Below are 19012 nucleotides of genomic sequence, written 5' to 3'. Positions count from 1 at the left end.
ATCGGCGTGTCCTCCAAAAGTTAATGGAGAACCCGCCGAACCTAATGTCAGTTTAGCCGCTGCGAGGGGCATGTGTCAACTCAGGGGTACGAAGAAGAATTGCGGTCCGAGCAAGGCCACGTGGCCGGGCTTTACGCACGGCTCGACGCCGAGCGCGTGCGGGCGAAGGGGGCCTACGACGAGGCGTCGCGGGGAAAGGGCAGGACACCCATGGAACGGGATGTCGCGATCCGGGCGCTGGCAAAGGAGATGAGGCGGCTGGACGTGGCGGACAACGGGCTGTGTTTCGGCCGGTTGGACTCGCGTTCGGGGGACCATTCCTACATCGGCCGTATCGGCCTTTTCGACGAAGAGAACTCTTACGAGCCGGTATTGCTCGATTGGCGTGCGCCTGCGTCACGCGCCTTCTACGTCGCCACGGCCGCGACGCCGGAGAACATGCGCCGGCGCCGTCAGTTCCACACCCGCGGACGTCGGGTCGTCGATTTCACCGACGACGTGTTCGGCCGTCCCGACGCGGGCCAGCGCGGAGATCGGGGAGACGCGGCCCTGCTCGCGGCCGTCAACGCGCCGCGCGGGGACGGGATGCGCGACATCGTGGCGACCATCCAGGCCGAGCAGGACGAGATCATCCGGATCGACCACCCGGGGGTGCTGGTGATCGAGGGTGGCCCGGGCACCGGGAAGACCGTGGTGGCGCTGCATCGGGTCGCCTACCTGCTCTACACCCACCGGGAGCGGATGGAACGCCACGGTGTGCTCGTGGTCGGGCCGAACCCGGCTTTCCTGCACCACATCGGGCGCGTCCTGCCGTCGTTGGGCGAATCGGACGTGGTGTTCATGACCATCGGTGACCTCGTGCCGGGTCTTCACGTCACCGCGGAGGACCCCCCGGAAGCCGCGCGGCTCAAGGGTTCGCTGAAGATCCTCGACGTACTCGCCGCGGCGATCGCCGACCGGCAGGCGCTTCCAGCGCATCCGGTTCCGATCGAACTGGGTGACGTCACGGTGCGGATCGACGCCGAGACCGCGGAGTGGGCGCGAGACGAAGCACGGGCGAGCGGACTGCCGCACAACGAGGCCCGCGCGGTGTTCACGGAGATCGTCACGTATGTGCTGACCGAACGGGCCATCGGCAGGATCGGCCGAGGCTGGCTGACCCGGTCGGATCGCGAAGCCTGGGAGCAGCTGCGGGCGGATCTGCGCGCCCAGCTCGCGGAGGACGAGAAGTTCGCCGCCGCCCTCGACGAACTTTGGCCGATACTGACGCCTCAGGCAGTGCTGGCTTCGCTGTACGCCTCCCCCGAACGGCTGCGAGCCGCGGGCGCCGGCCAAGCGCTGTTCCGTGCCGACGGTGAGGCATGGACGGTGTCGGACATGCCGCTGCTCGACGAACTGGTCGACCTGCTGGGCAGCGACAAGAGCGCGGAGAAGGCGGCAGACCGGGCCGCCGAACGCGAGCGGAAGGCCGAGGCCGAGTACGCCGCCGGCGTGCTCGACTTGATGAAGCTGGACCGCGAGGAGATGGACGAGGATATCCAGCTGGTCGCCGAGAACCTGGTCTACGCCGAGGACTTGGCGGACCGCTTCGGCGAACGCGACACCCGCGACCTGGCCGAACGCGCCGCCGCGGACCGGGACTGGACCTACCGGCACGTCGTGGTGGACGAGGCCCAGGAACTGTCCGAAATGGACTGGCGGGCACTGATGCGGCGCTGCCCCGGCCGGTCGTTCACGGTGGTCGGCGATCTCGCCCAGCGCCGCTCGGCGGCCGGAGCGACCTCCTGGGAGGAGATGCTGGAACCCTACGTGCCCGGCCGCTGGGTCTACCGGACGCTGTCGGTGAACTACCGCACCCCGGCGGAGATCATGGCCGTCGCCGCCGCGCTGCTCGCCGAGTTCGCGCCCGGCGTCCGGCCACCGGAGTCGGTCCGCGCAAGCGGCGTCCAGCCCTGGTCCAGGCGGGTCACCGAGGACGAAATGCCCGCCGCCATCGAGGAATTCGTCCGGGACGAAGCCGGTCGCGAGGGCACCAGCGTCGTGATCGGACCACCCGGCGTCCCCGGCGCGGTGCCGCCGTCGGAGACGAAAGGCCTGGAGTTCGACGCCGTCCTGGTCGTGCACCCGGAACGGATCCTCGCCGACGGCCCGCGCGGCGCGGCCGAACTCTATGTCGCCCTCACCCGCGCCACCCAGCGCCTCGGCGTCCTCCACCACGGCCCCTTGCCGCAGCCCTTGGCCGGACTCACCGAAACCCCGGTGCCCGCCGTGGTTCAGCGGTAGACGTTTCTCTTCGGCCCACGCAGGGTGCCGTGCACCCGCGGATGACTGACGATGACGAGGTGGTGGTAGCGACACCCGATCAGACGCGGTGAACGCGAGGCATTGGTTTGGGAAGGAAGGTGGAACTGCCAAGGGCGATGCTGCCGAGGGTGGTGCTGCCGATCGGCGGCCGGACGGAAGGCCGCGTCCGGCCGGAAGGCGCGTCCGGCCGGAGGCAGACGACGGGCTTACGACGGCGCGGTTGGTGCTGTGGTCGGCCAGAGCTATTGTCAATACCTGTGGATGAAGATCGTTAGGCGACGGTCGGTGGCAGGTCCACGCGTCCGTCGCTGAGGCGTTCAACCAGGTTCCCGTTGACGAAGGTCGCGTTGGCGCGGACGAGTGCGACCAGGTGAGGCGCGTTGACCGCCCGCCAGCGGGTCTGAGGGCTTCGATCAGCTTGAATGCCATCGCCAGTCCGGCCACGCGGGAGCCTGGTCCTTGGGTGACCTTGGTCCGATGGCGTACCGTCGCGAACGTCGACTCGATCGGGTTGGTGGTGCGCAGGTGGATCCAGTGCGGGGCCCGGGTAGTCGTAGAAGGCGAGGAGTTCGCCGGCATCGTCGGTGATCTTGGCGACGGCTTTGGGAATTCGCTCCATAGGCGGTGAAGTGTCGCGGGCAGACGCTTGTGGAACGCGGCGATCAACAACAAGCGCCCAGTGCGGGTTCACCGCCTCGGAGAATCGGGTCTGGCGGATCTGCTCGATGCAACAGAATTTTTATTGCACGCCAAGAAGAAGGGCTTCTCGTGTAAGACAGGGCCGGTCCATGCGATCAAGGACTGCTACTCCGACAAGATGTGCACCTTTGACAGGGCTCAGAAAGGTGGGTGTTCTCCGTCGTCGATAGGTTTGTCTTCTGGCGGGTTGTCGTCGGCGGAATTGGCGTGGGGGCGCCTGCTATCGGGCGGGTTGATGTCGGGGACATCGGAGCTGTCGTCGTGGAGGGGGTTGGTGCGGGGTAGGTGGAGGGGTTCGGGGTTGCTGGTGTAGTGGTCGTTGGTCGGCGTCGTTACCGTGAAGGTCCCGGTGTGTTTGTCGAGGTGGTAGGACCAGCCGGGAAGATCCTTGGTGTGGTGGTCTCGGGTACACAAGGCGGTGAGATTGTCGTCGGCGGTGTCTCCGTGGAGTGCGTACCAGTCGTCGACGTGATCGGTTTCGCAGTGCTGGGCCGGACGATGGCACGTGGGAAGGCGACACTCCCGGTCCCGGGCCGAGACCAGGCGTGAAAGCGCGGCTGGTGGGCGGTAGCGGTCGCGGCCGACGGAGAGGATTTGCCCGGTGTCGGGATCGGTGATGATACGCCGGAGTGTGGTGTTCCCGCCTGCGGCGATGCGGCGGGCCAGCCAGGCGGGGATCACTCCGCCTCCGGCCATTTCGGCGGGGTGGTTGTTCAAGCCCAGCCAGGTATAGAGGTCCATGTAGATGAACACTTCGGCGCGGGGCGGGGCCGTGCTGGCGCCGTGGTCGGCGAGCAGGAGTTCAGTGTGGAAATCGGCGCGATGCTGGTCCAGTGTTTTCGACCGGTCGCGCTTGCGGCGCCGCTTGGCCTCGGTATCAATCCTGGTGTAGGCCGCCACCCCCTCCTCGACGGGAAGATGGGACGACAGGTTCACCATGCCGTCCTCCATCGGGATCAACTCCACCCGCCGTTGCGCGCGACGCTGCGCGCAGCGTTCCGCGTGACCGTCAGGATCCACCCTGGCGACGGCGAGGTTGGTCGAGCGACGCAGCCCACTGGGGTCCTTCCCCGCGATCCGCGCAGCCATGATCGCATCCACCTCGCGGGCCTTCTCATCAGAGAGCACCACGGTCGGTTCATAGATGCGGGAGGCCTTCCAACTGTCGATCTCACCCCGCCGCATCGCCTCCAACGTCTGCGGCAACCGCGTCGTCAACGCGCGAGCCAACCCGATCTGATACTGCGCGGTGTGCTTACTCACCACCAGCCCAAGCGAAAGCTCCAGAGACACATGGGACGGCTGATCCGCGGTGCGATCGAACTCGGCCACCGCCTCGGCCTGCATCGCCTGTGCCTGATTGACAATCGCCTGCAACCGCTGAAGAGCCCGCAACAACCCACCACGCGACATCCCCGCCGTCGAGAACCTCCGCAGCGCGGCACGCACAGAGGCCTCCAGGTCGGCAAGGGTGTCGGTGTCGTCCCCGGTTTCCAGCCACGGCAAGGCTTTCCCCGGTGTGGACCGGGACTGTTCGGGAAGGTCGGGGTGGTGGTGCTGATCGGACATGACTCCAGAATATCGAACAGGCGGACGAGCAGTAAGGGATCAGATCACCACGATAGAGTGATGACTGCGAAGGTCGGCTCAAATGATCAGCGCACCGGGTCGGACTGCTGAGAGCTTGTCTCAGGCCGACTCCAGTACTGACGCAGGAGACCGCCGGCGTTCTCGTCACTGTCGGACCGCCGCTGAAGCCGACCCCGGCGCAACCCTTCCCGCACCTCCGACCGCAACCGGCGGGCGATCTGCTGCGGCGACCATCTCTTACCCCACACGTGCGGCAGCTTCCAGATCGTCACCGGATGCCCAGCATAATCCACAATGGACAGTCCACATCGATGCCCGGCCGAATCTCACGGTGCGCACAGGCCCGAAATACCGATCAGCCAGGTAACCGGAACGCGACAGGATCGGGCTTTCCCGAGCAAGTCCGGAAAGCTCGTCACCACAGGGTCTCACCGCGGGCGACCGAGGCCTGACCCGGAGCCGCGACGCAAGCGATCCCCGGGTAGTTCGCCTAGGCTGGAAACCGGCGGCACCTCCCGCGCTCCGCGGGAGGTGCTCTCCACCCGGACCAGGCACGTTAGCCCCCGGACCAGGCACGTGAGCACCCGGACCAGGCATGTAAGGGAGCAAGCAAGGCGATGAGCGGTGTTGCGTCCACCGGACGGGAAAACGAACGGCGCCGAGCACGCCCCGACGGGAATGGTTGGCGAAGTGTTCTCGGCCGATGACGAAATCGGCCGGGATCTCTCGCGGGTGGATTGGGGCGCGACCTCGCTCGGGCCGCCCGTCGCCTGGCCGCAAAGCCTGCGGACGGCGGTGAGCATCCTGCTGTCCTCACGGTTCCCGATGTGGATGGCATGGGGCCCCGGGCTCACGTTCTTCTGCAATGCCGCCTACCGGCGGGACACGCTGGGCCGCAAGTACCCGTGGGCGCTGGGCCGTCCGGCGAGTGAGGTGTGGGCGGAAATCTGGCAGGACATCGGCCCCCGGATCGACACGGTGCTGAGCACCGGAGAGGCGACCTGGGACGAAGGCCTCCTGCTGTTCCTGGAACGGGCCGGTTACCCCGAGGAGACCTACCACACGTTTTCCTACAGTCCGTTGCGAGGCGATGACGGTGCGGTGGCCGGCATGCTGTGCGTGGTCAGTGAGGACACCGAGCGTGTGATCGGTGAGCGCAGGATGGCGACGCTGCGGGACCTCGGCTCCGACCCCAGCGTGGTGCGCACGGAGCGGGAGGTGCTGGCCTTCGCCAGCAGGCAACTGGGCCGCAATCCCTATGACGTGCCGTTCGCGCTGACCTATCTGTTCTCCGGTGACGGCGAAGCGGTGCTGGCGGACGTGACCGGAATCCCCGCCGGGCACCCGGCCGCCCCGGAGAAACTCCCGGTCTCCGACGAGGCGGCGGTGTGGCCCGCGGGAGCGCTGGCGCGCGGCGAGACACGGATCGTGCCGCTCCTGGCCGGCCCGTTCGCCGGGCTGCCCTCCGGCGCCTGGCCGGAACCGCCCGCGGAGGCGCTGGTGGTGCCGCTGTTGCAGCAGGGCAGCGCGCCGTACGGATTCCTGGTGGCCGCGTTGAACCGCTACCGGCGCCTGGACGAGAACTACCGCGGGTTCGTCGAACTGGTCGCCGGGCACCTCGCCGCCGGAATCGGCAGCGCGCGCAGCTACCAGGCCCAGCAACGGCGCGCGGAGGAACTGGCCGAACTGGACCGCGCGAAGACCACGTTCTTCTCCAACATCAGCCACGAGTTCCGCACCCCGCTCACCCTGATCATGGGGCCGGTGGAGGAACTGCGCGCCACCCTCACCTCCGCCGACGCCCGTACCCGCGAGGAACTGGATGTCATCCGTAGCAACGGGTTACGGCTGGGCAAGCTGGTGAACACGTTGCTGGACTTCTCCCGCCTCGAGGCCGGCCGGATGCAAGCCCGGTACGAACCGATCGACCTGGCGGCGATGACCGCCGAACTGGCCAGTCTGTTCCGCTCCGCGATCGACAGGGCCGGTCTGGCCTTCGACGTGGAGTGTCACCCCCTGCCGGAGCCGGTGTACCTCGACCGCGGCATGTGGGAGAAGGTGATCCTCAATCTGCTCAGCAACGCGCTGAAGTTCACCTTCGACGGTTCCATCCGGGTGGCCGTGTACGCGGAGAGCGAGCACGCCGTGGTCACCGTCGCGGACACCGGCGTCGGTGTGCCCGAACGCGAGATGTCCCGGCTGTTCGAGCGGTTTTACCGCATCCACAACACCCGTGCCCGGTCCAACGAAGGCAGCGGCATCGGCCTCGCGCTGGTCAAGGAGCTCGTCGGCCTGCACGGCGGCACCATCTCCGCCGACAGCCGTGAGGGCGAGGGCACGACCTTCACCATCCGGCTGCCGTTCGGCCATGCCCATCTGCCGGACGACGCCCTCGTTCCCGGCGGTGTCCCGGCGGCGGGAACCGCCGCCGAACCCTTCATCTCCGAAGCCGTGCGATGGCTTCCCGTGACGCCGGGAAACGGGGATGGCGAGGTGACCGAGCGCGCGGAGGTTTCCGTCGCGGGCTGCGCCGCGCGGGTGCTCGTCGCCGACGACAACGCGGACATGCGCGGCTACCTGATCCGCCTGCTGCAAACCGCCGGGCACGAGGTCCATGCCGTCGCCGACGGGAAGGCCGCGCTGGAAGCGATCCGGGCACAACCGCCCGATCTGGTCGTCAGCGACGTGATGATGCCTCGCCTCGACGGACTGGAACTCGTGGCCGCGCTGCGTGGCGACGCGCGCACGGCGAGCATCCCGGTCCTGTTGCTGTCGGCCCGTGCCGACCAGGAAGCCTCCATCGAAGGGCTGGACGCCGGCGCGGACGACTACCTGGTCAAGCCGTTCTCCGCGCCCGAGTTGCTGGCCCGGGTCCGGGCGAACGTGGAACTGGCGAGGCTGCGCACGCACCACGCCCGCTGGCGCGCCGCGATGGTGGACTCCTTGCAGGAGGCGTTCTTCGTCTGTGACGACGAGGGCACGGTGATCGAGATGAACGCGGCCTTCTCCGACATGCTCGGCTATGGCACCGAAGGCCTGCCCTACCTGCCCGATCACCCGTGGTGGCCCGACGCCGACAGCGATCCGGAAGCCCGTCTGCTCGTCGAGGAGGCGTTCAGCGCCCTGGTCGGGCGTGGTCGCGGAAGCTACACCGTCCCGTTGATCCACCGGGACGGGCAGCGGCTCTGGGCGACCGCCACGTTCAACCAGGTCCAGGACCCGCACACCGGAAAACGCCTGGTAGTCGGCACCTTGCGTGACGTCACCGCCGAGCATTACGCCATCCAGCGCGAGTCGGCGATGGCGGCCCTGAGCCTGCACCTGTCCAAGGCCACCAGCCTGGACCAGGCGCTGACCGGGGCGCTGGCCGAACTCCAGTCCCTGTGGCGGGCGCATCGAGCGCTGGCCGTGGTGTTCGGCGCCGGCGCGCCGGCCGTGACCGCCGCCGGAAGCGGTGCGGCGTGGGAAGAGTTGAGCGATCAGGAACGAGGAGTGCTGATGGCGCTGCGCGCGGGCCCGTCCCTGGCCGCCGCCATGAGCGACGGCGGTACCGGCATCGGCATCCGGCTCGAACATCCGCTGGGTCCGATGGTCTTGTGGCTCGATCAGGGCGGTCACCGGCCCTTCACCGAGCAGGACGGCACACTGCTGTCCGTGCTGGCCGGTCACCTCACGCAGGGCCTGGCCCGCGCGCACCAGATCGATCAGCAGCGCGAGACCGCCATCGCCCTGCAGCGCGCCATCCTCGGCCCTTCGGACCTCCCGGCAGGCTTCGCCGTGCGCTACGAGCCGGCCGCCCGCCCCCTGGAAGTCGGCGGCGACTGGTACGACATCGTGCCGTTGCCCGAAGGCCGCACGGGCATCGTGGTCGGAGACTGTGTCGGCAGAGGTCTGAAGGCGGCCAGCGTCATGGGTCAGCTGCGCAGCGCCTGCCGGGCTCTGCTGCTGCAGGACGCCCGGCCCGACCAGGTGCTGATGGCCCTGGACCGGTTCGCCGACGGCATCACCGGCGCCATGTGCACGACGGTGTTCTGTGGCGTCCTCGACGCGGGCACCGGCAAACTGACCTACTCCAGCGCCGGTCACCCTTCGGGCATCCTCGTCGACACCGATGGGACCACGCGTTTCCTCGACGGCGGACGGTCGCTTCCGCTCGCGGTCCGCACGGGCCGGTCGCGCCCGTACGGCGAACACATACTGCCCCCTCGCTCCACGCTGCTGCTCTACACCGACGGCCTCGTGGAGCGCCGCCGGCGGCCGTTGACCGACGGCATCGAGGAGGCGGCCGCGGTCCTGCGGGACGGACGGCACAGCGGCGTGGAAGACCTGGCCACCCAGGTCATGAGCCGGCTCGCCCCGCCCGACGGTTACGAAGACGACGTGGCTCTCCTGCTGTACCGGTTCCCCGCCCCGCTGCGGATCGCCTTCGCGGCCGAACCCACCCAGCTCCCGCCCGTGCGGCAGACCCTGCGGGACTGGCTGGAAAAATGCGAGGTTCCGCCGGAGGTCATCCAGGACATCCTGGTCGCCTGTGGTGAAGCGTGCGCCAATTCCGTCGAGCACGGCCACCGGGACGCTCCGGGCGGCACGATTCGCCTGACCGCCGAAGTCCTGGCGGACCACCTGAGGCTGACCATCGCCGACACCGGCCGCTGGAAGATGCCCGACGATCGGTCCACCACGAACCGCGGCCGGGGACTGATGTTGATGCGCGCCCTGATGAACCACGTGACCGTGACGCCCACCGCCGGCGGCACCACCGTCGACATGCACACCAGGATCACCTCATGAAAGCTTCCCTCACCCTCACTTCGAGCAGAAAGCCCGACGGCACGGTTGTTCTGACCGCCGAAGGCGAAATCGACATGACCAACAGCGCCGACTTCGCCACCGCCATCGAGGAGGCGCTCCCCGATGCCACCGGCTCCCTCGTCGTCGATCTGACCGAGGTCGACTACCTCGACAGCGCGGGCCTCACCGTTCTGCTCAACACCGCCGACCGCGTCGAAATCATCGCCACGCCGCTACTCGCCCCGGTGCTGACCATCTGCGGGCTGACCGAGCTGACCAAGGTCCACGGCATCGAACAGGCCGAGCGCACGTCCTGACCCCGGCCGGACGGTGCGTGGTCACGACCCGATCGTGATCCGCTCACCCGGCCGCGCCAGCCGGATCGGACCGTCGAAGGCGCTCGCCGCGTCCTGATGCAGCGCCCGCGTCCAGGAGGGTTCGACGCAGGCGAAGTGCGTGAGCATCAACTCGCGGGCTCCCGCGCGCGCCGCCAGCCGTCCGGCGTCGCCGCCGGACAGGTGGCCGTGGCCGGTCTGGTCGGGCTCGGTGAGAGTGGCCTCGGCCAGCAGCAGATCCACGTCGGCGGCGAGTTTGACGGCCGCGTCGGTGACCCCGGTGTCGCCGGTGTAGGCCAGGGTCGCGGCGTCCGTCTCCACACGAATACCGCAGTTGGGCAGGACGTGCCGCAACTCGTGGAGCCCCACCGTGGTGTCGCCGACATCGAACCGGTCCCCCGGCCGGTACTCGCGCACCTCGAAAGCGCGCTCGAAGGCCTTGTCCAGCAAGGGCATCGAGGTGACCGGGAACAGCGCCGCCCACCGCGTGAACAACTCCCTCGCGCCTTCGGGCACGAACAGCGGCACCGGCCGCAACTCCGCCTGCCGTGCCGCCGGGCCACCCGGGAAGGCCAGCACCGTCGACAGCAGAGACTTGCCGACCGGCAGCAGGTCGTAGCAGTGATCGGCGTGCAGGTGACTGATGACGACGGCATCCAGCGCGGACGGCTCGACCACCGCGGACAACGCGGTGGCGACGCCGGGCCCGCAGTCCAGGAGCAGACGGGTGCGTCCGGTTTCGACGAGATAGCCGGAACTCGCTTGGCCGTCGGCCGGCATTCCGGACCGGCAACCGAGGACGGTGAGCTGCATAGAAGCCTTCCGATCGTGCGGTGGGACGGTGCGCGATCGAAGCCCGCGCCGGCTTCCTGGCAGCATGGCTGGTACAGACCAGAAACGCAGCACCTCGCGGCCAAGAGCGAACGACCGATCGAAGGCGCCTATCGCTGCCTCTCAGATGTCCAGCACCAGGCGGGGCGACCGGGCGCGCGAAACGCACACCATCATCGTCTTCCCGTCGGCACGCTCCTCTTCGGACAGTATCGAGTCGCGATGGTCGGGTTCACCTTCCAGCACCGCGGTTTCGCAGGTGCCGCAGGTGCCCTCCCGGCACGACGAGGGCATCGTCACGCCGGCCGCATCCAGAACGTCCAAAATAGACTCCTCGGCGCCGACCCGCACGGTCTTCCCCGACGCCGAGGCGATGACCTCGAACGCCTGCCCGGGGCCGTATTCGGCGTCCCGGGGATGGAACCGCTCGACCCGCAACCGACCGGGCGGGCACAGTTGTTCGGCCGCCGCCAGCAACGGCTCGGGGCCGCAGCAGTAAACGGGCGCGTCCGACGCCGCGAAGATCTCCGCCAACGGCAGCAAGCCGTGCTCGTCCTCCGGAAGCACCCGGACACGATCCCCGTGAACGGAAAGTTCGTCGAGGAAGGCCATGCGGTCGCGACGGCGGCCACCGTAGTACAGGGTCCAGTCCGCGCCTTCGGCCTCGGCGCGGCGCAGCATCGGCAGCAGCGGCGTGATGCCGATGCCACCGGCCACGAACACGTACGCCGTCGCCGGAACGAGCGGGAAGTTGTTCCGTGGCTCGCTCACGCGGAGCGACCCGCCCGCGGACACCGCGTCGTGCAGATGACGCGAACCGCCACGGCCAGGGTCCTCTCTCAGCACCGCGATGCGCCACCGATCGCGCTCACCGGGGTCCCCGCACAGCGAGTACTGCCGCACCATGCCGGGCCGCACCTCGACGTCCACGTGCGCGCCCGGTTGCCAGGGCGGCAGCCCGTCCCCGGCGAGCACGAACGACACGACGTCGCGCGCCTCGGTGGTCTTCGCCGCCACCCGTACCGTCCGCACAAGTCCTCCTGCCCTCTCGGCCGGTTTCCAGCGTCACGAACCCGGGCATCGCGCCGTGGGGCCGCGCCGGTATTCGATTCGGCCGATTGGATTTCACAATGACCCGCGCGAGGGCGGAGCACCGCCGGTGAGACTGGCCTCATGCTCACGCGCGAAATCGCCGAACGCACGCGCAGGTTCGTCGCCGGACAGATCTTTCCCATCGAACGAGAAATCGTCGCCGACGGCCGCCCGATGGACGACGCGCTCCGGATGGAGCTGCAGAAGGCGGCCAAGGAGGCGGGCGTGTTCGGCCCGCTCTCCCCCATCGAGTACGGCGGCCTGGGCCTGAGCACGCTGGACCAGGCCGAGGTCCTGGAGGCCGCGGGCACCAGCCTCATCGGCCCGCTGGCGCTCAACTGCTGGGCGCCCGACGACGGCAACATCCATCTCCTCGCGCACGTCGCGACACCGGAGCAGGCGCGGCGTTACCTCGCCCCGCTGGCCTCCGGTGAGGTGCGCTCGGCGATCGCGATGACCGAGCCCGCTCCCGGCGCGGGCTCGGACCCGACCATGCTGCGGACCGTGGCCGAGGAGGTCTCGGACGGCTGGATCATCAACGGCGCCAAGCATTTCACCACCGGCGCGGCCGGTGCGGCGTTCGTCATCTGCATCGCCCGCACCGACGACGGGCCCACGATGTTCCTCGTCGACGCGGACAACCCCGGGTTCAAGGTGGGGCGCCGGATGCCGACCCTCGACCGGGCCAGCGCGCCGGGCGGGCACTGCGAGGTCACCTTCGAAGACTGCTTCGTGCCGGACGAAGCCGTGCTCGGCGAAGTCGGCCAGGGCATGGAACACGCCCAGGCGCGGCTCGCGCCGTCACGGCTGACGTTCTGCATGAACTGGCTCGGCCTCGCCACCCGGGCCCAGGAACTGGCCGCCCGGCACATCTCGGAGCGGCACGCGTTCGGCTCCCGCGTCGCCGACCACGGCATGGCACAAGGACATCTGGCCGACAACGAGATCGACATCGAAGCCTCCCGTGCCCTGATCCGCCGCGCGGCCACGGTGATCGACGAGCAGGGGCCCGCGAGTTCGGCGAGCCGCCATCTGGCGTCGGTGGCGAAGACCTTCGTGTCCGAGGCGGTGTGGCGGGTGCTGGACCGCTCGGTGCAGTTGCACGGCGGACTGGGCGTCACCGAGGACCACCTGGTGGCCCGGTTCCTGGTCGAGGCCCGGGCTTTCCGTATCTACGAGGGCCCTTCCGAGGTGCTGCGGTGGTCCATCGCGCGCCGGGTCCTGCGCGCCTACCGTTAAAGGAGCAACTTCATGCCCGAGAGCATCCGCTTCGCCGCCGCCTACGCCGGACTGGCCGACGGCACGCCCGACTACGAAAAGCTCCGCGAGATCTCGGCCACGCTCGTGCCCTTCGGCAACCACGCCGGGATCGAGATCACCGAGATCGGCCCCGAGTACGCCGTCACCGAGATCCCGGACGAGCCCCACCTGACCAACCACCTCGGCACCGTGCACGCGGGCGCCCAGTTCCTCGCCGCGGACATCGCCGGGGCGGCCGCGTTCGTCGGTGCGGTGGCACCGAAGCTGTCGCGGGTCGAACTCCTGGTGCTGCGCACCGCCACGTCGGCCTTCCGCAAGCCGGCCACCGGTCGCATCCGCGCCACGGCGACCGTCGACGAGCGGGAGATGCGCCGGCTCCTCGCCTCCGAGGGCAAGCAGCGCTTCGACCTCGACGGCAAGGCGCTCCTGCACGACAGCGCCGGAGTCCTGGTCGCGAAGTTCACCTTCGAGTACGTCTGCACGTTGGACTGAGCCATGCCGGACTTCTCGGAACTCGAATCGTTGATCGTCACCACCGGTGACGGGACGTCGTTCGTCGTGCGCTTGCTGCCCGATGCCGATCCGAAGGCGCCGGTGGTCCTGCTGCTTCCGGCGATGGCGCTCAAGGCGAAGTTCTATTTCCCGCTCGCGCGGGCATTGCGCGCGGCCGGGCTTTCCGTGGCCACCTGTGACCTGCGGGGGCAGGGCGAGAGCAAACCCGCGCTCCGGGAAGGTCCGGACTTCGGTTACCGCGAACTGATCGAGGTGGATCTGCCCGCGGTGGTGCGCGCCCTGCGCGAGCGCTTCCCCGGGGCGGCGTTGCACCTGTTCGGGCACAGCCTCGGCGGTCAGGTCGCGCTGCTGTACTCGGCCGCGAACCCGGACGAGGTCGCGAGTGTGACCACCATCGGCACCGGCACGGTGTTCTGGCGGGCGTTCGGCCCGCGCCGCTGGATCGAGGCGCTGTGGAAGATCCAGTGGATCGGCCTCACCGCCAAGGTCAAGGGTTACTGGCCCGGCGGGGTGTTGATCCCGGGCGCGATGGCGGGCGGGGTCATGATCGACTGGGCCCGGCATTCCCGCACCAGCCGTTACTCACCACGCGGCAGCCAGCGGGACTACAACCGGCTTCTGCGGGAACTGCGGTTGCCGGTGCTGCTCATCTCGCTGGACGAGGACACCCTCGGCCCGAAGTCCAATGTGGACTTCCTGGCGAGGAGGCTGCCCTCGGCCCGCTTGAAATCCTGGCACATCCAGGAGGACTCCGGTGTGGCCCATCGTGATCACTTCGCGTGGGTACAGGACAGCGCGGTCATCGCCCCCGCGGTCGCGGCGTGGCTGACCGGTGGACAGTGGCCGGCTCGGACCACGCCGTGATTCACTGGTAACCGGAACATCCTGTCCGGAACCGGAGGCGAGTCAGGTGCGCACCGACGCGAGCCGGAACCGCGCACGCATCGTGGCCGCCGCGCGGGAGTTGTACGCGGAAAAGGGGCCCGAAGTCACCATGCGGGCCATCGCGCGGCGTGCCGGGCTCGGTATGGCCACTCTCTACCGGCACTTCCCGGCCAGGGAGGCGCTCGTCGTCGCGGCCTTCGAACACGAACTCGCGGACTGTGACCGGCTGAGCGAGGAGGCTCTCGCCGACCCCGATCCGTGGCGGGCACTGAGTGGCGTGGTGGAGCACGTCGTGCGCACCCAGGCCGGTAACCGGGCCATCACAGCGTTCGGTGCGGCGTTTCGGGACGCGGCGGACGAAGTGCGGGAACGGGCGATGGGCAACATCAGCGAACTGGTGCGCCGGGCACAGGAGCGCGGTGACCTGCGAGCCGACTTCTCGCTCAGCGACCTCGCCCTGCTCGTCCAGGCCAGCGACAGCCTCACGGCGACCTCCCCGGCCGCGGCGCGCCGTCTGGTCGCCTACCTCCTGCAGTCGTTCTCCGCCCGCACCGCGCCACTGCCCGCCCCCGAGCCGGTCTCCCTGCTGGGCGCCGACTTCGCCTGAACGCCGATTCGAGAACCTTTCGCGCGGACGTTTCTCGCTTCTCCCGGACCAGGCGAATTCCCTCTCTTGAGCCATTAGCGTTTCTCTCGGGACCGGGGTCCGAACTCGGACGGCGCCGGTCACCTGAATCGAAAGCGCAGGGAAACGGGAAATGAAGATGACTACTCTCGAGCAAGAAAACCTGGTCAAAGAACGCGCGGACGTCCTTGCGCGTGTCCGTGCGCGGCAGGCCGAAATGAGCGAGAACGGCGTACGCGTCGACGCCGGGGGAACGGATGTCGCGGAGAACATGCGGTTACTCGGTGAGGCGGGCGTGAACCGGCTCAGCGTGCCCGCCGAGTACGGCGGTTTGTGGGCCGGGGGAATGTGGAGCGGCTGGCGCGACACGACCGAGGTGCTGGTGGAGATCTCCGCCGCCGACAGTTCGACCGGCATGTGCTGGACCAACAACGGGATCCATCCCCGCCGCCTGTTCACCGCCGATCTGCCTCGCGAAACCAAGGAGCAACTGGCCGACGAGCTGATCAACGACGGCAGGCGGCTGGTCTCCTCCAATTCCGAGGCCGGCGCCAAGGGGCCGGTGACCGGCAGGCGGGTCCCGGGCGGAGTCGTGGTCAGCGGCACCAAGACGTTCAACACCAACAGCGGCGGCGGGGGCCGTGACCTCCTCATCGTCGGGTTCGCGCTGCTCGGGCCCGACGCGGACGCCGAGACCGCGACGAGGCACGAGGCACTGGTCCGGCTGGACGCGCCGGGTGTGCGGCAGGCGCACGACTGGGACAACATGGGACAGCGCGGCACCCACAGCCAGACCATCACCTACGAAGACGTGTTCGTCCCCGACGGGTGGCATTTCGCCTCCACACTGACGGACCCGAACATGTTCGGCGCGGGCATGCTGTTCCACGCGGCGCTGATGCAGGGCATCGGAGAGGGCGCTTTCGCGTCCGCGATCGGATACCTCCGGACCCTGAACCGGGGGAGCATGCCGAAGTTCCCCACCGCGCTGGAAGACCCCCTGATGCACCGCCAGCTCGGGGAGATGTCGAGCGAACTGGCCGCCGCCAGGGCCTACCTGCTGAGCGTGGCCGGATGGCTGGAGGAGCCAGGTGCCGACCCGCGGACGATCACGATTCACGGGTTCCGCTCGAAGGTCGCGAGCACCAGGGCGAGCCTGGAGGTCTCCGGGCGGATCCACGATCTGACCGGCGCCCGCAGCACCGCCAACCGATACCGGTTCGACCGGTTCTGGCGCAACGCCAGGACCTTCGCCACACACGACTCGATCGACGCGAAGAACGCGCTCGTCGGAGCGTACGAACTCTCGGGCGAGCTCCCGAACGTCCTGGACTACTTCAGGCTCTGAAGGTGGAGGAGGCGTCAGCCGTTGATCCGCTGGGCGGTGGCCCGGTCGGTCGAGTGCGACCGGCTGGGCCGCTGGACGAGCACCGCCACCACGCCCAGCAGCGCGCCCGCGGCCGCGACCACGAACGTCATCCTCGGCGAAGGCAGCAACCCCGCCAGCGCGACGCCGAACACCGCGCCGAACTGGCGGAACGTGTTCATCGTGCCCGACGCCGTGCCGCCCAGTTCCGGCGGTACCGCGCCCATCATCGCCTGGATCGCGACCACCCCGCCGGAGAGCGGAATCCCGGCGCCGAGCAGCACGAACGCAAAGCCGTAGCTCGCGTACCCGGCTCCGTTCTCCAGCAGTGTCAGGCCACCGAGGCCGGCCGTCACGCAGGACAGACCGAGCACCATGGTGGTCCGCGTGCCCAGCCGCGCGACCACCGCCGACGCGCGGATCGCCGCGATCCCGAGACAACCGAACAAGGCCAGGAACCTCAGGCCGGTGTCCATCGCCGAAAGCCCGAGCACGTTCTGCAGGTAGACCGTCACCAGATACAGCGCCGCGTAGAGCCCGAACAGGCCCAGGAAGTTGACCGCGCACGCCACCGTCACCGCCGGGATCCGCAGCAGAGACGGCGGTAGCATCGGCGTCGCGGTCCGCGGTTCCCACCACCCGAACAGCACCAGCGCGGCGACCCCGCCCACCGCCGAGGCCACGATCGTCACCGATCCCCAGCCGTACGCGCGCCCTTCGATGAGCACGAAGGTCACCGCCGCGCCACCGGCCACGAACAGTGCCTGCCCGGTCAGGTCCACCCGCCCGGCACCACCCGTCGTGCGCGGCATCGTCCACAGTAGACCGACGACGGCGACGAGCCCGATCGGCAGGTTGATCCAGAACATGCCACGCCATCCGGTGGTCTGCACCAACGCCCCGCCCAGCAACGGGCCGAGTGCCAGTGCCACTCCGCTCGTGCCGCCCCACACCCCGATCGCGCTTCCGCGCGCCCGCGCACCGGAAAACAGGCCCGAGGTCACGGCCAGCGAGAGCGGGACCACCGCCGCCGCGCACACGCCCTGGGCCGCGCGGCCGGCGATGAGGAGGTCCATGTTCGGCGCGAGTGCGCACAAGACCGAAGCCGCGGTGAACCCCGCGGTGCCCGTGACAAGCACGGTTTTGCGGCCCAGCCGGTCACCGAGCGAGCCCGCGGTCAGCAGGAGGCAGGCGAAGGCGAGCGTGTAGGCGTCGAGCAGCCACTGCCCGCCCGTCGCGCCACCGCCGAGGTCGGCCCCGATCGCGGGGAGCGCCACCGGCGTGATGCTGGTGTCGAGATAGACCAGGAAGGTCGCCACGCAGACGAGGGCCAGTACGAGGCGGGGACGCACGGTCACCGATTCACGGTAACGGCAGGAAATCCGTCGGTTCGCTACCACGGTGGTTCCTTTTCGATTGATCGGTAATTCCGATCGCCGGTGACCGTCGCCGCCTTATCGCATCGGGTGTGATTTCGATCGTGCCTGTTCAAAGCCCTGAACTGGGGTTTTGAGGACACCTGGCGCCGAGGGGCCGTTCACCTGCGATACATCCCGTGATGGTGGGATCCACCGGAAGCGAAAACGAACACACGGGAGGAATTCGGTGAGCCGGATTCAGGTCGAAGGGGCGGTCAAGCGGTTCGGCCCGGTCGCCGCCGTGGACGGGATCAACCTCGACATCGCCGACGGCGAGTTCCTCGTCCTGCTGGGGCCCAGCGGCTGCGGCAAGTCGACCCTGCTCCGGTCGATCGCCGGGCTCGCTCCCCTCACCGAGGGCCGCATCCTGCTCGACGGCACCGACATCACGCACACCCCGGCGCGAGACCGCGACCTCGCGATGGTGTTCCAGAGCTACGCGCTCTACCCGCATCTGCCGGTCGCCCGCAACATCGGCTTCCCGTTGCGGGCCCGCCGGTGGCCGAAAGCTCGCGTCCGCGCGAGGGTCGCCGAGGTGGCGCGCATCCTGGACCTGGAGGAGCTGCTGGACCGCCGCCCCCGCGAACTGTCCGGCGGGCAGCGGCAGCGGGTCGCCCTGGGCCGCGCGCTGGTACGGTCCCCCGGCGCGTTCCTCATGGACGAACCACTGTCCAATCTGGACGCCAAGCTGCGCACCGCGACCCGGTCGGAGATCACGCAACTCCACCAGCGGCTGGGCTCCACCTTCGTCTACGTCACCCACGACCAGGTGGAGGCGATGACCATGGCCGGCCGCATCGCGCTGCTCGACAACGGGCATCTCGAACAGGTCGGCACCCCCTCGCAGGTCTACGACGAGCCCGCCTCGACGTTCGTCGCCGGGTTCCTCGGCGCGCCCGCGATGAACCTGCTGCCCACCCGGATCGTCAGCCGCGACGGCACGCTCTACGCGACGGCCCGCGATGTCGAAGTCGCGCTGGGCATCGCCGCCGACGTGCCACCGGCCGACATCGTGCTCGGTATCCGTCCCGAGCATCTGCGTGTCCACAGTGGACCTGGACCGCTGCGCGGAACGGTGCGGCTGGTGGAGAACCTCGGCAACGAAGAGGTCGCCCAGTGCGTCGTCGGCGACGCCCGCGTCTGCGTTCGCGGCCCGCGCCCGCTCGGCCTCGCCGCCGGAGACACCGTCAACCTGTCCACCACTCCCGACCACGTGCACCTGTTTTCCCGTGCCACCGGACGGCGCCTGCTCTGGGCGCCCGCTCCCGAACCACTCCCTGTGAAAACGCTCTGAACCGATGAG

The 19012-nt window shown here is 69.1% G+C and carries 13 protein-coding genes and 1 pseudogene; 9 read left to right on the top strand and 5 right to left on the bottom strand.

Annotated elements, in window-relative coordinates:
- The first annotated feature begins 72 nt into the window (after window positions 1-72).
- Entirely contained in the window at window positions 73-2283 is a 2211-nt protein-coding gene (gene helR, locus ACFSXZ_RS25740; protein WP_378267766.1) for an RNA polymerase recycling motor ATPase HelR, read from the top strand.
- A gap of 292 nt (window positions 2284-2575) precedes the next feature.
- Here helR and ACFSXZ_RS25735 read toward each other — a convergent pair.
- A pseudogene (locus tag ACFSXZ_RS25735) lies at window positions 2576-2917 on the bottom strand (transposase); the annotation flags it as partial.
- Between the two features lie 224 nt (window positions 2918-3141).
- Window positions 3142-4572, bottom strand: a complete 1431-nt coding sequence (locus ACFSXZ_RS25730; RefSeq protein WP_378267765.1) for an HNH endonuclease signature motif containing protein — start codon at window positions 4570-4572, stop codon at window positions 3142-3144.
- Window positions 4573-5283: 711 nt separating this feature from the next.
- Here ACFSXZ_RS25730 and ACFSXZ_RS25725 point away from each other — a divergent pair.
- Both ACFSXZ_RS25725 and ACFSXZ_RS25720 read left to right on the top strand, forming a co-directional pair.
- Complete coding sequence (locus ACFSXZ_RS25725) at window positions 5284-9384, top strand: SpoIIE family protein phosphatase (protein ID WP_378267764.1); 4101 nt, start codon at window positions 5284-5286, stop codon at window positions 9382-9384.
- The gene (locus tag ACFSXZ_RS25720; protein WP_378267763.1) at window positions 9381-9701 is read left to right on the top strand and encodes an STAS domain-containing protein; all 321 of its coding nucleotides are present in this window, start codon (window positions 9381-9383) and stop codon (window positions 9699-9701) included. Before ACFSXZ_RS25725 ends, ACFSXZ_RS25720 begins: the two co-directional genes overlap by 4 nt.
- A gap of 21 nt (window positions 9702-9722) precedes the next feature.
- Here the strand turns inward: ACFSXZ_RS25720 and ACFSXZ_RS25715 are convergent, their stop codons facing one another.
- Both ACFSXZ_RS25715 and ACFSXZ_RS25710 read right to left on the bottom strand, forming a co-directional pair.
- Window positions 9723-10532 carry an MBL fold metallo-hydrolase gene (locus tag ACFSXZ_RS25715; RefSeq protein WP_378267762.1) on the bottom strand — a complete coding sequence of 270 codons (810 nt, stop codon included), beginning with the start codon at window positions 10530-10532 and terminating at the stop codon, window positions 9723-9725.
- Between the two features lie 141 nt (window positions 10533-10673).
- Window positions 10674-11582, bottom strand: coding sequence for a PDR/VanB family oxidoreductase (locus ACFSXZ_RS25710; protein WP_378267761.1), 909 nt, complete (start codon window positions 11580-11582; stop codon window positions 10674-10676).
- Between the two features lie 141 nt (window positions 11583-11723).
- On the opposite strand from ACFSXZ_RS25710, the gene ACFSXZ_RS25705 reads away from it, so the two are divergent.
- The 5 genes from ACFSXZ_RS25705 (at window position 11724) to ACFSXZ_RS25685 (ending at window position 16273) form a co-directional block, all read left to right on the top strand.
- Window positions 11724-12881, top strand: a complete 1158-nt coding sequence (locus tag ACFSXZ_RS25705; protein WP_378267760.1) for an acyl-CoA dehydrogenase family protein — start codon at window positions 11724-11726, stop codon at window positions 12879-12881.
- A 12-nt stretch (window positions 12882-12893) separates the two neighbouring features.
- Window positions 12894-13394 carry a YiiD C-terminal domain-containing protein gene (locus ACFSXZ_RS25700; protein ID WP_378267759.1) on the top strand — a complete coding sequence of 167 codons (501 nt, stop codon included), beginning with the start codon at window positions 12894-12896 and terminating at the stop codon, window positions 13392-13394.
- A 3-nt stretch (window positions 13395-13397) separates the two neighbouring features.
- A complete protein-coding gene (locus ACFSXZ_RS25695; RefSeq protein WP_378267758.1) occupies window positions 13398-14279 on the top strand; it encodes an alpha/beta hydrolase family protein in 882 nt (293 codons plus the stop codon).
- Window positions 14280-14325: 46 nt separating this feature from the next.
- Complete coding sequence (locus ACFSXZ_RS25690) at window positions 14326-14907, top strand: TetR/AcrR family transcriptional regulator (protein ID WP_378267757.1); 582 nt, start codon at window positions 14326-14328, stop codon at window positions 14905-14907.
- Between the two features lie 157 nt (window positions 14908-15064).
- Window positions 15065-16273: an acyl-CoA dehydrogenase family protein gene (locus ACFSXZ_RS25685; protein WP_378267755.1), complete on the top strand. Its 1209-nt coding sequence runs from the start codon at window positions 15065-15067 to the stop codon at window positions 16271-16273.
- 14 nt (window positions 16274-16287) lie between these two features.
- Here the strand turns inward: ACFSXZ_RS25685 and ACFSXZ_RS25680 are convergent, their stop codons facing one another.
- Window positions 16288-17649, bottom strand: coding sequence for an MFS transporter (locus tag ACFSXZ_RS25680; RefSeq protein WP_378267754.1), 1362 nt, complete (start codon window positions 17647-17649; stop codon window positions 16288-16290).
- A gap of 247 nt (window positions 17650-17896) precedes the next feature.
- Between ACFSXZ_RS25680 and ACFSXZ_RS25675 the strand changes: the two genes are divergently transcribed.
- Window positions 17897-19003: an ABC transporter ATP-binding protein gene (locus ACFSXZ_RS25675; RefSeq protein ID WP_378267753.1), complete on the top strand. Its 1107-nt coding sequence runs from the start codon at window positions 17897-17899 to the stop codon at window positions 19001-19003.
- Window positions 19004-19012: the final 9 nt, after the last annotated feature.

This window comes from Amycolatopsis pigmentata (genome assembly GCF_042684065.1).
Lineage (GTDB): Bacteria > Actinomycetota > Actinomycetes > Mycobacteriales > Pseudonocardiaceae > Amycolatopsis_E > Amycolatopsis_E pigmentata.
This window is presented reverse-complemented; position numbering and strand designations above follow the sequence as displayed.

Bases quoted from the DNA above. Each gene is read 5' to 3' on its own strand.
- ACFSXZ_RS25730 (WP_378267765.1), bottom strand. From the start codon at position 4,572: ATGTCCGATCAGCACCACCACCCCGACCTTCCCGAACAGTCCCGGTCC.
- ACFSXZ_RS25720 (WP_378267763.1), top strand. From the start codon at position 9,381: ATGAAAGCTTCCCTCACCCTCACTTCGAGCAGAAAGCCCGACGGCACG.
- ACFSXZ_RS25715 (WP_378267762.1), bottom strand. From the start codon at position 10,532: ATGCAGCTCACCGTCCTCGGTTGCCGGTCCGGAATGCCGGCCGACGGC.
- ACFSXZ_RS25705 (WP_378267760.1), top strand. From the start codon at position 11,724: ATGCTCACGCGCGAAATCGCCGAACGCACGCGCAGGTTCGTCGCCGGA.
- ACFSXZ_RS25700 (WP_378267759.1), top strand. From the start codon at position 12,894: ATGCCCGAGAGCATCCGCTTCGCCGCCGCCTACGCCGGACTGGCCGAC.
- ACFSXZ_RS25695 (WP_378267758.1), top strand. From the start codon at position 13,398: ATGCCGGACTTCTCGGAACTCGAATCGTTGATCGTCACCACCGGTGAC.
- ACFSXZ_RS25685 (WP_378267755.1), top strand. From the start codon at position 15,065: ATGACTACTCTCGAGCAAGAAAACCTGGTCAAAGAACGCGCGGACGTC.